Genomic DNA, 13,722 nt, shown 5'->3' on the forward strand with positions numbered 1-13,722 from the left:
AAGCAAAAAAGCGCCGACTGGCGCTTTTTTTACTTCTAAATCAAGGTGTTGAAAAACTATCGAGCTAACCAACCACCATCAACCGCTATGGTGTAACCATGTACATAACGGGAAGCATCAGACGCCAGAAATACTATCGGACCCGCCATATCGTCAGGCGTTCCCCAACGACCAGCAGGAATTCGTCCTAGTATTTCACTAGATCGGTTTTCATCCGCTCGCAATGCTTCGGTATTGTTGGTTTCCATGTAACCCGGTGCAATGGCGTTAACATTAATGCCTTGTTGCGCCCATTCATTGGCTAAGGCTTTGGTTAAACCTAACACACCGCTTTTTGAAGAAGTATAAGATGGCACTCGAATGCCGCCTTGATAAGACAACATAGACGCAATATTGATGATGTTACCTGTACTTTTCTGAGAGATAACTTGTTTCGCAAAAGCTTGAGACATAAAAAAGACCATTTTTACATTCAGGTCCATCACGTCGTCCCAATCTTGTTCCGTAAAATCAATGGCATCATTACGGCGAATAATGCCGGCATTGTTTACTAAGATATCGACTTTACCAAAGGTTGAAATGGCTTCTTTTATAGCAAGATCAGCCGTTTCTATTTTGCTCATGTCTGCAATAACACTGTGAAAACGACGGCCTGTTTTTTCTATCAGAGCCTCGGTTTCAGAGGGCACACTTCTATTTACACCCACGATGTCTGCCCCTGCTTGCGCAAGTGCCAACGCCATACCTTGTCCTAGTCCTGTATTGCAGCCAGTAATAATGGCGACCTTACCACTTAGATCAAACATGTTATTCATCGTGTCTCCTAACTTGTGCAAATAAACGGGCGGGGAATATTAAGTAACGAGGGGGAGCAATAAAAAAGGGCTTACTTTTTAACTATCTCCCTCATAAATAACATATCCGTTCCGATTCGATTTTTTAACCTCATATAGGGCTGCATCGGCCATTTTTATGGCTCTTTCTAACGGCTTTTCATTATTCATATTTATAAAAGCAGCACCAATACTAACAGTAAAATGATGATTTTTACCTTCAACATCTACTTCATGTGCTCGAACATCCTTTAATATTGAGTTTATTAAGTGTGCTAGATCGACGGAATTGGTTTGTTTTAAAAACACCACAAACTCATCACCACCAAAACGCCCAACCAAATTGGGCTTTTTAATAAAATCACTCAATATAGAACTCAAAGCCATTAAGACATTGTCTCCACCGACATGCCCTAACTTGTCATTAATAACTTTTAAATCGTCTAAATCTAATAATAAAACCGCAGATCGATTTGCTGTTTCTTCGGTTGTCTGTGAGGCTGATGTAGTCGATAACCCAGCAAGAGTTCGCTTACTTTCTTGGTAGAAATAACCTCGGTTATATACTTGAGTTAAGCTGTCTATGCTGGCCAACTCAGCCATTTTAATTTCCAAAGAATCAATCTTGAAAAATAAGCCAATTAAAAACCAAGATAAAAGAGGTGTTACAGTAAAGGTGATACAGGTAATAAGCACGATGTCTTCTAATAAAACATCAGTGAAATGAAAAGCTTTAACAAGAAGGTAATTAATCAAACAGGCCAAGACTGTAGCCAACACAGTCAAAATAGACACTAAGCCAAAACGCCCTAATTTTCGCAGCATAGATCTGATTAAGGATGTCATAAGACCGCCACGAAATAATGCTTTTTAGGAGAGCTGTTCATGTCCATTTTCTTGACCTTGAATGCAATTATAAAACGCCTGTCCTTTTAAACGATTCAATGAGAGTATTCATTGAAAAACATACTCTCGATTGTATTACAGTTATATTTCTAACCAAAGGGTTATAATTTAAATATGTCCTTATCTAGGCCATATTTTCGCATTTTGTCGTAAAGGGTTTTTCTTGGTAAGCCAAGTGCATCCATCGTCCCTTTTATAGAGCCTTTTTGGCGCATCAACTCTTGTTCTAACAAGGTTTTCTCGAAGCGTTCCATCTGCTCAGGCAAGGTCATCACACCTGGATTATTTTCATTGGTAATGATCTCATCAAACTCAAAAGAGCCCGCTTCCCCCATCAAGACATAACGCTCAGCAAGATTTCGTAACTCACGAACATTCCCCGGCCATTCATAGCTTAATAAACTGTGCATGCGTGCCGCAGAAAGAGGCTCAGATTCACGCTTATATTGCGCAGTCGCCACCAAACAAAAGTGCTGCCATAACAATGAGATATCATCTTTTCGTTCACGCAATGGTGGAATATCCACACGTACTACATTCAGGCGATAATAAAGGTCTTCCCGAAACGTACCGCCTTCGCTTAACTGTTTTAGATCCACTTTGGTGGCCGCCAAAATACGCAAGTCCAAATCAATCGATGTGTTTGAGCCTAAGCGCTCCAAACGACGCTCTTCCAACACTCGCAGTAAGCGAATCTGCATCGACATGGGCATGCTTTCAATTTCATCAAGAAACAAGGTACCGCCATTGGCGTGTTCTAACTTACCAATACGCTGAGTTTTAGCATCGGTAAAAGCGCCTTTTTCATGACCAAAAAGTTCAGATTCCATAATAGAATCCGGCACAGCACCACAATTAATCGCCACAAAGGCATGGCCTCGGCGAGAGCTATGCTCATGAATATAGCGAGCGACTAACTCCTTCCCTGTACCGGTTTCACCTTGAATTAAAATATCCGCGCCCGTATCCGCCACATGCAATAACGCTTGGCGCAAACGATGAATGCCAGCTGTATTACCGATAATACGAGGTCCTGGCGCATTTTGAGCGACTAATTCAAGACGTAAGTTTCTGTTTTCTAAAGTTAAGTGACGTTTCTCTGTGGCACGTCTGACCACTTCAATAAAGTCTTCGTTGGAAAAAGGCTTTTCAATAAAATCGTAAGCACCATCTCGAATTGCATTCACCGCCATACTGATATCGCCATGACCTGTTATAACGATAAAAGGGATCTCGGCATCAATTTTCTTCACCTCTTCAAACAGCGCTAAACCGCTTTTTCCGGGCAAGTTAATATCACTGACAATAACGCCTGAAAAGTCTAGAGAAAGACGTTCAATAACCCCCTGAGCACTGGAAAACTCAGCCACTTCAAAATCTTCTAGCTGCAAGGTTTGAGAGATTGCCATACGAACGGCTTGCTCATCATCAATTAATATTACCTGCTTGTTATCTAGCATGAATCTTCCTTTTGAAAAGCATTATGACTTAACGTCATGAGTCACGGACGATGAATGAAAACGCGGTAGCCTAACACAAAATTCAGCTCCGCCAGCGGGCAGGTTACTGGCACTAATTTGTCCGCCCATGGCGTCAATAATTCGCTGACTGATAGACAAACCTAATCCCAACCCTAAACCTGACGATTTCGACGTAAAGAAAGGCTCAAAGAGATTTCGCACTGCTTCTTCACTCAAGCCATCCCCCGTATCTTGAACGCAAATAATCACATCGTCTGCGGTGGCTTTTTGCTCAATACAAACCCGTCGTTCAGAGCCAGAGGACTCCAAAATAGCGTCTGCAGCGTTAGCCAATAAATTCACCAAAACTTGCTCTAAAAAGACCATGTCGCCATTCACGATCAAGTCTTTATCGTCCGTCACCACAAGCTCAATTCCCACTTCTTTGTAGCGAGTCCCCATGATTTTAATCGCGCCCATAATGGCGGTCTGAACGGCTATTGGCCCTTGATGAACATCGCCTTTTCGCGCAAACACTTTAAAGCGAGCAATGATGTCGCTCATGTGCTGACCTAATTGGCTAATGTGTTGCAAATTTATCTGCGCCTGATCATATTTTCCTCGATCAAGAAACTTCAAACCATTCCCAGCAAAAGCTCGAATCGCGGTTAATGGTTGATTTAATTCATGATTTAACCCAGCACTTAGCTGACCAAGTACCGCCAATTTAGCTGTTTGAATAAGCTCTCGCTGAGTACCTTTGTGTTCTTCAATTTCCTGACGAAGACGAGTGTTCGCCCCTTCCAGTTCATAAGTCCGCTCTCGAACGCGCTCTTCTAAGTCGATCCGCGCCTGAGTGATTTCTTGCTCATAACGCTTCCGCTCTGTCATATCATGGAAGGTCACCAAATAGCTTAAGCGATTAGGCAATTGCATCTCACACAAGGTCATTTCCACTGGCACAGACGCTTGATCTGGATAACACAAGCTGCCTTCCCTCGTCAGTACTTTAACCCCAAGATTATTAATAGCGTCAAACAAATCATCCGAAGAAAAAGGAGAAGAACCTTCTTTTTCTGTTCGGAACAGCTGACATAAAGGCTGACCAACCAAAGGCGCTAACGGTTGCCCAACGAGCCTTTCAACCGCTGGGTTAAAGGACTCAATTTTGTGGTTGTCGTCTAACGTCACCAAACCCGCCTGTGTATTTTGAATGACTTCACGAATATACGCCTGATTGTGACGAGTCATTTCATTGGCGTCAGATCGCTCCCGCAACATTCGTGTGCGCAGCATGGCTAAGCCAAATAGCAAAGCCGTAATTGTCACACCACCAGCAAAAATTGCGCGCCATAATGCGATGTCTTCATTAATGGTTTTTAGCGGTGCCAATATGGATATTTGAAATTCTAATTGGCTAATGGGAAGGCTCATCTTGAGATAAGACACGCGATTCAAATGCTCGCCATTATTTATATTGCGACTCTCAACAATATCGACGATGGACGCATTTTCATCGAACGGCTTTTGATAAGTAATGGCTAACTTTTCAATCACCTTATCACCGTATCGCTGAGAATCAGCAATACGCTTTAGCTCTTCATGGGAGAGCTCTCCTAATACTCGATAGAGCCAGCTAGAGCGGGAACCACTGAACACAACATTATCTGGATCCAACAGCACAAATTCATAATGCTGATTAGCAAAGCGCTTCTCAAATTGCGTCAAATCGACTTTGACAACCGCCACACCAATAATGGAATCACCCTCATAAATCGGATACGAAAAATAATAGCCACGGCGATTCGACATAATACCCAGCGCATAATAACGCCCCGGCTTGCCTTTAATGGCGTCTTTAAAATAAGGGCGAAACACATAATTACTGCCGACAAAACTGCTTGGGCCAGCGTAGTTTGAAGCGGCGATGGTCAAGCCATCTGCGTTCAGAATATAGCTATCTGAAGCTTCAGTGATACGGTTAATCTGTTCTAATTCACGGTTGAGCTGATGAATGTCAGATTCAAAACCATCCCTAAGTGCTTTTCTCACTCGGTCATTAGAAGCCAGCAAGGTTGGCATGTGTTGGTATTTGGCAATCGCACTTTCCAAAACGCTAGCCAATTGACCAAGCTGCTCAAAAGAGTCCACTTCCAAGGCTTTTATCTGTTGGTGGCGCAGTGCTTCACCGCCTTTCCAGATCAGCAAAAACACAACAAAAAAAGCACAGAGATACATCAAAGCAGACCGCTTTGGTGACAGTAAACCCTGTATGTTCAAGCCAACTTTCTCTCTCAACACTTTCACCTTTTTATTATTATCAAAAACCTAAGAACGCGAATGAGCAAACGGCATCACTTCTGCAATGTGCCTTTTTTCACACATTAACATCAACAATCTGTCTATTCCCAAGGCCACACCAGCGCATTCAGGCATGCCGCTTTTTAAAGCACTGAGTAAACGCTCATCGAATTGTCTATCAGCCAATTTCATCTCATTGCGAGACGCTTTGTCTTTCTCGAAACGATGCGCCTGTTCCTCAGCATCAGTTAATTCGTGATAACCATTGGCCAGTTCCATGCCTTGCCAATATAGCTCAAAGCGCGCGGCAACCCATTGATCATTATCATCCATATGAGTTTTCGCAAGAGCCGCCTGAGACGCAGGGTAGCTGTGAATAAAACAAGGTTGCTCTGTTCCAATTGCAGCTTCTACAACGCTGGCGAAAATTAACTCCAGCAAGGTGTCTCTATCTGTTTCCTGCAAGCCATACTCTGTGTGTTTGTGAGCACACTCTTGTAATTCACTCAGACTCGCAGACAAGGGATCCAACCCAGTATGACGCAAAAAAGCATCTTGGTAACTTAACCGCTCGCACACCAAAGTATCATCATCCAATATGTGAGCGAGCAAAGCTTGAATTTCATCCATCAACTGCCAATGATCAAAACCCACTCGATACCATTCCAGCATGGTGAATTCGATGCTATGACGACGCCCAACATCTTCCGCCCGAAACACTTTCCCCAATTGATAAATAGAACCGGAGCCTGCACAAAGTAGGCGTTTCATAGCGTATTCAGGGGACGTTTGCAGGTAATAGGTTAGGTCTTCGCCTTGCGAGCGAGTCTGGCTAGTTAAGACTTCGATATGTGGGTCAGAAATACTTCCCAAAGACAAACAAGGCGTATCCACTTCCATCACACCGCGAGCATCAAAAAAAGCACGAACTGCTTTTAAGAGTTGGGCTCGCTTTTTTAAAACAGGAAGGTCTGCACTGGGTTGCCATAAGGACGCATTGTACATAGTAAAAGCTCTGTAAAAATAAAATCCATCATAGCAAATACTGAGGTTCCATGGTGAGCGCTGAAGCCTATTTGCTTCATTGAGTGACTAAAACACGCACTTCCTATCTGTATAAAAAATACTGGCGGCTAGAGCACTTATTAAAAAGTACTTATCAGGCAAAGATACGTTATAATATAACAATATTTTATTAATCCCTTAGGAGAGCAACATGTCTAACCCCATCCCCGTTACCGTACTCACTGGCTTTCTTGGTAGCGGTAAGACCACCTTGCTTAACCGTATATTGTCTGAAGATCACGGCCTGCGCATTGCGGTGATTGAAAATGAATTTGGTGAAATTGGCATAGATCAAGACCTAGTCATCAATGCTGACGAAGAAATATTCGAGATGAATAACGGCTGCATTTGCTGCACCGTACGTGGCGACTTAATTCGCATCCTTCATGAATTAGCAGAACGTAAAGACAAATTCGATCGCGTGATTCTGGAAACCACTGGCATGGCAGATCCTGGCCCTGTGGCACAAACCTTTTTTGTTGATCCTTCGATCAGCGAACAATATGAACTGGATGGCATCATCACTCTAGTAGACGCCAAACACGTCAGCACTCACTTAGATGAAAGTACCGACGAAGTCATGGCACAAGTAGCCTTCGCTGATCGCATCATATTGAACAAAGCGGATTTGGTCACAGAAGATGACATGCTCAACCTGAAAAAGCGCCTAAAAAGCATGAACCAAATGGCGGGCTTCTATTCTGCAACCATGGCTGATGCACCGATTGCAGAATTACTGGACATTGGCGGATTTAACATTCAGCGCGCCATAGACATGAAACCCAACTTCCTAGAGCCGGAGTACCCATTCGAATGGGGTGGAGTTTGGCAACTGCCTGCTGGCCAATACCGTTTCAAAATGGCCAACGGCCCAGATCCTGATATGGCGTTTCTTATCAGTGACATTAAAAGCACAACCGAAGCGACTGTATTGGATTTAGCAGAAATCGTCTTTGTGGAATTCTCCAAATCTGGAGAGCCTATTTCTCATGGGCAAACACTAAGCGAAAGAAACCAATGCTACCGCCTACAACTTGAAGGCCAAGATCACTATGAATTTCACTTAGAACTGGCCACGAATCAAGACATCGCCGTGTTCTCTCAACACACACCGGAAGAGTTTGAATTGGCACTCTTAGACAAAGACAACGCCGAGCATTTCCCTGTGGCAGAACACTATTTTAATGCAGAACATGAACATAACGACGCGGTTTCCTCCATTTCCATCGAGTTAGCAGGCAGATTTGACGGTGACATCCTTAATGCTTGGATGGGAATGTTTCTACAAGAAAAAGGCGTCGATGTGTATCGTATGAAAGGCGTACTTGCTATTCATGACGAAGAACATCGAATTGTCTATCAAGGCGTTCACATGCTATTTGGCGGACAACTTGAAAAACCTTGGGGAGATGAAACACCCACCAACCGCATGATCTTTATTGGCAAAAACCTTGATGAAGACTACATTCGCGGCTCATTGGAAAGATGTTTATATAAATAACACTTCCGCCCTTAGTGATATAAAATAGAGCATTAGGTGGAAGCAAAATCACTCATTGCTCTCTCCATCTCAAATGACCAATACGACTTTAATTCTATGAAAGATATAAAAAATGTTTTCCGTAATCTCGAAAAGCTATTAAGAGACGCTAGCTGGTTTGACGATGACTGGGAAATATACAACCGTGGCCCTTACCTGCAACTCTACAAATCAAATTGGCACAACCACAATCAAGGCGGAGTTCATTTCGAGACCTTCATTGAAGCACCACAAATCAAACAAAAGTCGTTTCCTATCTGCATGCACGCCGAAGAAGACTGCCCTTCACAACCAGAATTCATTGAAAAATTTCTTGAACTAGAAAACGACCGCATAAAAAGCTGGAAAGGCTACCAAACTATCGGTAAGGGCTACCACATCTGCGAACGCACCATGCCGCTTAACTTCAAAAACCTAGAGCAACGTATCTTTGAAGAACTGAACCGACTGCGCCAACTGGCAGACAGTATTGAACAAGCACTTGACGAAGTGAAAGGTGAGCCCGAATGGTAAAGCGCCAGAAAAGTCCCTGCATCGACCTTTGTGATTTTTCAGGGCCAAAAGGCTGGTGTTTGGGCTGCGCTCGTACTCGTCCAGAATGCAACCAATGGCAAAAAATGAAGCCTTATGACAAAAACAAAATAGAAAAAGAACTACAAAAACGTATGAATCAAATTAAAAAAACAACATGAATCATGAGCTCAATTTGCTCATCAATATTTTGACTCCCGCCAGCCCAAAGAAAAACGCAAAAACTCCATCAAAAAAGCGCTTCATTCTAAAATACCCTTGGCGAATACTTTGGTTTGAAAACAAAAACGCATACCCAAAAAACACCACACTACTTTGAGCAGCAAGCATAGCGATAATGGACAATAAACCTTCAACGGTAATCGTACTAGGAACGCCCAGAGTATATAGCGCACTGAAAAACAAAATCGCCTTAGGGTTCGTAAGATGAATCGCTAACCCTTTCAAATAAGCCGAACCCAGTGACACACCAAGAGTATTATTAAGCGCTAATGTCATGTCCGAGCTCGTATTTTTAACAAATAATGAACGGGCCGACTTGTAGGCAAGAAAAAGCAAATACCCACCTCCCACATAACGCAACATTTCAAACAACCAAACATTCGCATACAGCACAGCCCCTAAACCAAACGCAGCCGAAAAAGACCAAAACAACGACCCAGAAAAAACGCCCGCCGCCAATGCCGAACCATGCAAACGCCCATGATTCATCGACATACCCGCAATCGCCAAAGTCGCAGGACCTGGGCTTGCCACACCAAGAAACGCCGCCATTAAAATCAAACCGTACTGAATCTCCTGCATAGCCACTCCTTTTACATGAAACATGTTTCTAATCTTTTACGATTACTGCTTTTAAAAATCGGGGCAACGTCATTTGCCCAATGAACAACCCAGCGAGAATCAACACAGTTGCCACCACCTGATTCACACCAACCACTTCATCATAAAACACAGCGCCACCCAAAATGCCAAACACAGGCACCAATAATGTCATGGGTGCGACACTTGAAACACCGTATTTCATAATCATCTTATTCCAAAACCAGTAACCTAAAAGTGTCGTTGGATACGCCTGAAACAAAACAGAGAACAAGGCCCACTCAGTAAACTGAGTCGGCAAATTCGTCAGCGTTTCTGTACCATGAAAGGTAATGGCCAACAGTAACAAAGGCAAAGGTGCAAACAGCATCCCCCAAATATTAAAAGCGAAGATGGATGTGGTATTGGCTCTCTTTACAATCAAACCATTCACACTCCAAAACACCGAAGCGGCCAGAACAAGAACCAAGCCTTTTATCGTTACAGCGCCCCCTTCTGAATAAATGATCAACACCAAACCGAACAAAGCCAACACAGTGCCCAATAACTTATTTCGAGTAATCTTCTCATTAAAAAAATACCAACCGACAAATACGCCACTCACTGCACTCATATCCAACAACAAAGACGCCATACCAGCCGATAAACCCGCTCCGATCGACAAGGTCGTCATACCCCAAACGCCCACACCAAAAGACACGCCATAAGCGATTAAATAACGCCACGGCACATCTGGCTTTTTAATAAAAAAGATCAAAGGAAAAACCGCAAAACTAAAGCGCAATGCCGTCAGCAAAAAAGGGTCAATCGTATTCACTCCAAGCTTAATCACACTAAAGTTGAATCCCCATAACGCCATTAAAGCGAATAATAACCCCAAATCTCGTAGTCTCATTTTTTCCGTTAACCTGTTGTGAGTAAAAAGGCCACCAGTATCAACAAAAAAACAAAAAGAGTGCAGATTCAATTTTTAACAAAAACTAGAGTACAATTTAAAAATAACACTCTCGCTCACTCAGAAAAAGGCCACCCAATGCCACTATACGAAGACCTCGCCAACCAATTTATTGCCGACATAAAAGCGCAAAAATTACCCGTTAGTTCCCGTTTACCGGCCTTGCGTACTATGGCAAAACAACACCAAGTGAGCATGACAACCGTCACAAAAACCTACGACTACCTACAACAAACAGGCTGGATATACGCACAGCCTCAATCAGGCTACTTTGTTACCAACCAACACGTGGCTGGCCAATCCAGCCACTCTATTTTTCCAACCATTCAAATAAACAACATAGAGCAGCGAGACCCAAAAGCCTTTGCCCCAGACAACGGCTACAACCCAACATCCACACTTTTCACCCCACTGGGCACCTCCATGATTGCCCCAGAATTACAACCCATCCAAGAGCTGCAACGCTGCATAAAACGCGTCACCAGAAGAGCCAGTAAACAACTTTTCGAATATCCAGACGCACAAGGTGAACAAGCCTTGAGAAACGCCCTAGCAAGCCACTTTCAACATGAACACTTTGGTTTTTTAGGGGATGAATTGGTCATTACCAACGGCTGTATAGATGCAGTACGAACGGCCATAGAAACCGTCACAAAAGAAGGCGACACCATCGCCATAGGCTCACCCTGTTTCAGTGGCTTGCTGGATTTACTGGTAGGACTTTCTCGTAATGTGATTGAAATTCCAGTGCAAGAAAATGGGATCGACCTAGACTACTTTGAATCTGTATTGCAACAAGGGCTCGTCACCGCCTCGCTTTTCAGCACCTCAAACATCAACCCAACAGGACTAACCTTGCCCGCCAAACAGAAACAAGCACTGGCACAATTGGCCGAAAAATACCAAACCCCAATGATCGAAGACGACATCTATTTCGAACTCAGCCACCAAAAACAACAAGATCTACCAACCAAACATTGGGACAAAGAAGGCTATGTACTCTGGTGCGGCTCGGTATCAAAAACACTAGCCGCCGGATTACGTCTTGGCTGGTGTTTACCGGGCCGATATTTCGATGACTATCTGGCCGGATTTGGCGTCAATGGCCTCATGCAATCCGCCTTGGCCGAATTCATCAACACAGGAGATTACCGTCGTCATATCAACAAGACCCGCTTAATGCTCATCAAACAAGTGAACCAATATCGCCAATTTCTGATCAAACACTTACCCAGCAATGCCAAAATCAGCCTGCCACAAGGTGGCGTTGTACTCTGGATTCAGATGCCAAAATTGAACTGCCTAGAACTTGAAAAAGCCGCCCTAGAAAAACACATCGACATGCGCAGCGGAGCCTGCTTCAGCACCCACGATTACTTCCACGACTGCTTCCGTATTAATTGCGGTTGGCCACTGTACGATTCACTTTGCGAAAGAGGTGACAAGGCTGTTAATAAGACAGAGGTTTATCAACAGCTAATGTCTTTGTGTGAGATTATCTCAGAGATGATATCAACCCGTTAACTGCTGCGGCTTTATGGAATGTGACGAAACTGGCGATTTCTGCCAACGCGGTTTTATGTACTGTGTTTGCAGAAATGGTTTCTCCATCAAAAACGAGATCCCGTGTGGCACAAGCATCGTCCACCACAATCACCTTAAATCCACGTTCCATTGCGGCTCGAGCGGTGGCACTGACGCACATATGCGTCATCATGCCAGTAAGAAACAGTGTGTCCACTTGCATGGCGTGTAAGGTTTCTTCCAATGCCGTCTGCCAAAAACTGTTGGGGAATCTTTTCTCTATAATGGTTTCGTTTTCTAGTGGTTGAACACTGGTATGAATCTCTGCACCTTCCGTTCCCTCTACAAGAAAAGGTCGGCTACCTTGTTTACTCAGGTGTTGTATGTGAATAACGGGGTACGACTTTTCTCTAAATTCAGCCAACAATGGCAGCAATTTTTCTACAGCCTTATCTGGTGCCTTCAGTTCACATGCCCCCTCAGGGAAGTAATCGTTTTGTACATCAATAATGAGTAAAGCACATTGCATCATCAGTCTCCTAATCAGTGCGATATAAAATGAAGACGCTAGATTAGCGGTTTTTATACTGGCCTTTTATGTCTAAAATAGACAAATTTAAGTCAATTTATGACACGAGATTTACACCATGAAATGCCACTTTTTTCTCTTAGATTTTCCCGCTGCGATGGGAGCCGCCCTCGTTGGCGTGGAAGATATTCTGACATTGGCAAATCGTTTCAGTGACGAGGCAAGCTTTCTTAGTGAACGTGTCTGTGTGGGCAATTATCCAACCTTATCTGAAAACGTTAACATACTGTTTTTACCCCCTTGTATGACGCCTTTTAGCGATACGATAAAACCGGAAGGTCTGACAGATTACCTTAACGAATGGCAGCAAAGAAACGCCATCATAGTGGCCTGTTGCGCAAGTGTTTTCTGGTTGGCAGAAACCGGACTATTAGACGACAAAATGGCCACCACACATTGGCGGCTCTTTGAACCGTTATCCCGACAATTCCCCAAGATTAAAGCCATAGAAAAACAAGATGTGGTGGTCGATGAAGGAAGTGTGATAACAGCAGCTGGCTTGTTCGCCTACCAAGATTTGATCTTGCACCTAATTGCAAAATTCACCAGCTTTGACATCGCTAAAGAAGTCGCTGACTTCGCCATGTTAGAAATAAGTCCACGTTTACAAAGCCACTATCAGCACTTTCAACCTAATTACCATCATGGGGATCCATTGGTTCTCAAAGCTCAACAGTTTTGCGATACCTCTGATATCAAGAAGCTCACGGTAAAACGCCTTTGTAAACATGTGTCTATGACAGAGCGAACCCTAATGAGACGCTTTAAGCAAGTACTGCACCTATCCCCCAGTCAGTATATTTTGCAAACACGCATCGAACAGAGTAAACAAGCTCTAAGCCTTAGCCTGCAAAGCATAGAGCAAATTGCTTACCAACTTGGTTATAACGATGTCAGCAACTTTAGCCGAGCTTTTAAGCTGGTAACAGGCATCACACCTGCAAACTATCGTAGCCGAGGTTTTTAAAAATTGATAAAATGCTCAAAACCCAAAGCGTGTAATACAAAACCAGAAAACAAAGAGACAAACACGGCAAGAGACGCGTATAACAGGGCCACCTTAAAGCCTAAAATGGGCACGAAGAGCGCCATCACAATAGGGTTCAATAAAGAAGAGGTAAAAAGAAAAGTCATTGTCGGACCAAAGCCTGCCTTTGCTTTTAAAAGCCCAATGAGCATGGGAATGGAGGACAAGA

General features: G+C 43.5%; 14 protein-coding genes. 5 read left to right on the forward strand and 9 right to left on the reverse strand.

Annotated features, from left to right (window positions below; genetic code table 11):
* Nucleotides 1-56: 56 nt before the first annotated feature.
* From kduD to epmA, 5 genes are all read right to left on the reverse strand, one after another.
* The gene (kduD, locus tag AC0L46_RS06200; RefSeq protein WP_414681315.1) at nt 57-815 is read right to left on the reverse strand and encodes a 2-dehydro-3-deoxy-D-gluconate 5-dehydrogenase KduD; all 759 of its coding nucleotides are present in this window, start codon (nt 813-815) and stop codon (nt 57-59) included.
* Between the two features lie 78 nt (nt 816-893).
* Complete coding sequence (locus AC0L46_RS06205) at nt 894-1,628, reverse strand: GGDEF domain-containing protein (protein ID WP_473506577.1); 735 nt, start codon at nt 1,626-1,628, stop codon at nt 894-896.
* A 212-nt stretch (nt 1,629-1,840) separates the two neighbouring features.
* Entirely contained in the window at nt 1,841-3,199 is a 1,359-nt protein-coding gene (locus AC0L46_RS06210; protein ID WP_414681313.1) for a sigma-54-dependent transcriptional regulator, read from the reverse strand.
* A 21-nt stretch (nt 3,200-3,220) separates the two neighbouring features.
* Nucleotides 3,221-5,500 carry an ATP-binding protein gene (locus AC0L46_RS06215; RefSeq protein WP_473506580.1) on the reverse strand — a complete coding sequence of 760 codons (2,280 nt, stop codon included), beginning with the start codon at nt 5,498-5,500 and terminating at the stop codon, nt 3,221-3,223.
* Nucleotides 5,501-5,527: 27 nt separating this feature from the next.
* Nucleotides 5,528-6,505 (reverse strand): EF-P lysine aminoacylase EpmA, encoded by a 978-nt coding sequence (epmA, locus tag AC0L46_RS06220; protein ID WP_473506582.1) that lies wholly within the window; start codon nt 6,503-6,505, stop codon nt 5,528-5,530.
* Between the two features lie 211 nt (nt 6,506-6,716).
* Between epmA and AC0L46_RS06225 the strand changes: the two genes are divergently transcribed.
* From AC0L46_RS06225 to AC0L46_RS06235, 3 genes are read left to right on the forward strand one after another with little or no spacing between them, the layout of a single operon-like run.
* Nucleotides 6,717-8,066: a CobW family GTP-binding protein gene (locus AC0L46_RS06225; protein ID WP_473506584.1), complete on the forward strand. Its 1,350-nt coding sequence runs from the start codon at nt 6,717-6,719 to the stop codon at nt 8,064-8,066.
* A 36-nt stretch (nt 8,067-8,102) separates the two neighbouring features.
* Nucleotides 8,103-8,618 carry a hypothetical protein gene (locus AC0L46_RS06230; protein ID WP_473506586.1) on the forward strand — a complete coding sequence of 172 codons (516 nt, stop codon included), beginning with the start codon at nt 8,103-8,105 and terminating at the stop codon, nt 8,616-8,618.
* Nucleotides 8,612-8,797 carry a DUF1289 domain-containing protein gene (locus tag AC0L46_RS06235; protein ID WP_414681308.1) on the forward strand — a complete coding sequence of 62 codons (186 nt, stop codon included), beginning with the start codon at nt 8,612-8,614 and terminating at the stop codon, nt 8,795-8,797. Before AC0L46_RS06230 ends, AC0L46_RS06235 begins: the two co-directional genes overlap by 7 nt.
* Nucleotide 8,798: 1 nt before the next feature.
* Here AC0L46_RS06235 and AC0L46_RS06240 read toward each other — a convergent pair whose 3' ends face one another.
* Complete coding sequence (locus AC0L46_RS06240; RefSeq protein ID WP_473506589.1) at nt 8,799-9,440, reverse strand: LysE family translocator; 642 nt, start codon at nt 9,438-9,440, stop codon at nt 8,799-8,801.
* 28 nt (nt 9,441-9,468) lie between these two features.
* A complete protein-coding gene (locus AC0L46_RS06245) occupies nt 9,469-10,353 on the reverse strand; it encodes an EamA family transporter (protein ID WP_473506591.1) in 885 nt (294 codons plus the stop codon).
* A 138-nt stretch (nt 10,354-10,491) separates the two neighbouring features.
* Between AC0L46_RS06245 and AC0L46_RS06250 the strand changes: the two genes are divergently transcribed.
* A complete protein-coding gene (locus tag AC0L46_RS06250; RefSeq protein ID WP_473506593.1) occupies nt 10,492-11,937 on the forward strand; it encodes an aminotransferase-like domain-containing protein in 1,446 nt (481 codons plus the stop codon).
* Here AC0L46_RS06250 and AC0L46_RS06255 read toward each other — a convergent pair.
* On the reverse strand, nt 11,909-12,469 hold the full coding sequence (locus AC0L46_RS06255; RefSeq protein ID WP_473506595.1) for a cysteine hydrolase family protein: 561 nt from the start codon (nt 12,467-12,469) through the stop codon (nt 11,909-11,911). The genes AC0L46_RS06250 and AC0L46_RS06255 overlap by 29 nt on opposite strands.
* Before the next feature lie 115 nt (nt 12,470-12,584).
* On the opposite strand from AC0L46_RS06255, the gene AC0L46_RS06260 reads away from it, so the two are divergent.
* Complete coding sequence (locus AC0L46_RS06260) at nt 12,585-13,493, forward strand: GlxA family transcriptional regulator (protein ID WP_473506597.1); 909 nt, start codon at nt 12,585-12,587, stop codon at nt 13,491-13,493.
* Here the strand turns inward: AC0L46_RS06260 and AC0L46_RS06265 are convergent.
* Nucleotides 13,490-13,705, reverse strand: coding sequence for a permease (locus tag AC0L46_RS06265; RefSeq protein ID WP_473507106.1), 216 nt, complete (start codon nt 13,703-13,705; stop codon nt 13,490-13,492). The genes AC0L46_RS06260 and AC0L46_RS06265 overlap by 4 nt on opposite strands.
* Nucleotides 13,706-13,722 lie beyond the last annotated feature (17 nt).

It is taken from the genome of Marinomonas sp. 15G6-16 (genome assembly GCF_055809555.1).